Genomic DNA, 2,014 nt, shown 5'->3' on the forward strand with positions numbered 1-2,014 from the left:
CTTCTTCTCGTTGGTCAGATAAACCTGATAGGCCCGAATATCCTCGCGCCCGAGCAAGTCCGGCGACTTGCCGAAGTGACGCGCAAACAGCGACACCTGCTGAAGATAGGAGAGTTGGGTGTTGAGCGCGAGGTTGCGCACCTGCATGTCCTCGCTCATGCGCTGGCGAAGTTGGGTCATGACAAGCTCCTTTGTCCGATGGAGGGGGCTGCAAGCAGCCACTCCATGCTGACGCAGTCGGAGCTTGTTGTGGACACATCACCAGCGCCACAGACGCGATCAAGTCACGCTGTCGGCACACACTCTCCTTGCCGCTCCGCGACTGCGGAGCGGGTTAGTCCAACAGCCGTTAGGTTGCGGCCAAATTTATGTTGCGTCTCCGGGGGATGAGCCAAGGATCTCGGTGATTTCCTTGGCCCAAGCCGCCACATAAGAACGGCGATGGTAGTTCGCTACAGGGCTTTCAGGAATGCCATCAATGACGGCAGAGATCGCTGCCGTGGGGGCTCTTTCAAGCCGCTGATATCAACCTTGGCCAACGCCTTGGCCTTCATTTCCAGATCAACCTCGGCGTAGATGTGCGTGGTGTCCAACGACACATGGCCGAGCCAAGCGCGGATGGTGTTGATATCGACGCCGGCACGCAGGAGGTGGACGGCTGTCGTGTGCCGAATCGTATGGGGGCTGACGCGCTTCGTGGCCAGGGTCGGCACGGTTTTGCTCGCCATGGCGGCATATTGCGTCACGACACGGTGTATTCCGAATCGTGTCAAAGGTTCCTTCATCCGCCCCAGAAAGACTGCATCGCTCCTATCCCGATCGGTCACGAGGCGAGCCAGCGATATCGCCGTCGCTGGCCACAACGGGCAGATCCGGATCTTGTTTCCCTTACCATGAAGGCGCACTGACGGAGACGCGCCCAGCTGAAGATTGCCGACCGTCAACTTTGCTGCCTCATCGGCGCGCGCACCAGTGTTGTAGAGGAATAGCAGCAGGGCATGGTCGCGCACTCCAGACCCACACGCCTGTCGGGTTGGCCCAGGAGCGCATCCATCTCAGCCTTTTCGAGATAGCCGATCGCGGCCTTTGCCGTCTTCTTGAATGGTATCGCCCTTATCTCGGAACACCAGGCCAGGTTGACCGGCGAACGCATGCCGATGAACCGTGCCAGTGAATGAATGGTCGCAAGCCGTTGGTTACGGGTTGCTTCGCTGCATCGGCGATCAAGTTGCAGATGGTCCAGGAATTTGCGGACGATTGCCGGCGTCAGCTCTTCCACCGTCATACGATCGATAGCACGACCTCCCTGCTTGCTTGCAAACGGCAGCAGCAGTGTAAGCGTGTCGCGGTAGCTGGCTTGGATGTTGCGGGAAAGATTGCGTTCGGCAACCAGGTGCTCCAACAGGAAACGACGGATCCACGGACCAAGGAGGCTCTCATCCTTCATGGTTGGCCCCCATTGCGTATTGCGCAAAGCGCTGGCTGGCTGCATCGAGGAGATCCGGCGTCATGTGCAGATAGCGCTGCGTTGATCGTATATCGATGTGGCCAAGGTAGGTTGCGAGTTGCGGGAGCAACCGTTGCACGTCTTGACCGGAGCGATACCAGGCAATCACCCGGTGCACGGCGGCCGTGTGACGAATATCGTGCAGTCGTGGCGGCCGAAGCTCGCCGATAGGGCAACTGATTCCGGCGGCTCGGCGGACATGCTGGAACCAGGAAATGACCCGCACGTAGTGCCACGGCCGGCCATCGCGCGTGGTGAACAACGGTGATTCTTGCCCGCGCAACAAAGGGAGAAGGCGCCGGCGCTCGATATGCGCAGCCAACTCGCAGTTGAGCTTTGGTCCGATCGGCACAAGACGCGTTTTGAAGAACTTCGTGTCGCGGACAGTGATGATCTGCTCGGTCAGATCCACGTCGTGCAGGACCAAGCGAAGCGCCTCGCCGATGCGCATACCGCTACCGTAAAGCAGTAGGAGAAGGGTACGATAAATTGCCGGCACCTGAGGAC

At 59.3% G+C, this 2,014-nt stretch carries 4 protein-coding genes; all 4 read right to left on the reverse strand.

The window, feature by feature from the left end:
- A partial coding sequence (locus EOA27_RS33815) for a phage integrase N-terminal SAM-like domain-containing protein (protein ID WP_189562247.1) occupies positions 1-180 on the reverse strand: 180 nt, incomplete at its 3' end.
- 272 nt (positions 181-452) lie between these two features.
- Positions 453-1,010 carry a tyrosine-type recombinase/integrase gene (locus tag EOA27_RS42605; protein ID WP_245491256.1) on the reverse strand — a complete coding sequence of 186 codons (558 nt, stop codon included), beginning with the start codon at positions 1,008-1,010 and terminating at the stop codon, positions 453-455.
- Positions 941-1,447, reverse strand: a complete 507-nt coding sequence (locus EOA27_RS42610) for a site-specific integrase (RefSeq protein WP_245491258.1) — start codon at positions 1,445-1,447, stop codon at positions 941-943. The genes EOA27_RS42605 and EOA27_RS42610 overlap by 70 nt, the downstream gene beginning before the upstream one ends.
- Positions 1,437-2,014, reverse strand: a 578-nt coding sequence (locus EOA27_RS33825; RefSeq protein ID WP_145970734.1) for a tyrosine-type recombinase/integrase, incomplete at its 5' end; no start/stop codon positions are given. The genes EOA27_RS33825 and EOA27_RS42610, both read right to left, overlap by 11 nt.

It is taken from the genome of Mesorhizobium sp. M2A.F.Ca.ET.037.01.1.1, from assembly GCF_003998075.1.
Classification (GTDB): domain Bacteria; phylum Pseudomonadota; class Alphaproteobacteria; order Rhizobiales; family Rhizobiaceae; genus Mesorhizobium.

Excerpts from the sequence above, each read along its gene's own strand:
- EOA27_RS42610 (WP_245491258.1), bottom strand. The coding sequence starts at position 1,447 with ATGAAGGATGAGAGCCTCCTTGGTCCGTGGATCCGTCGTTTCCTGTTG.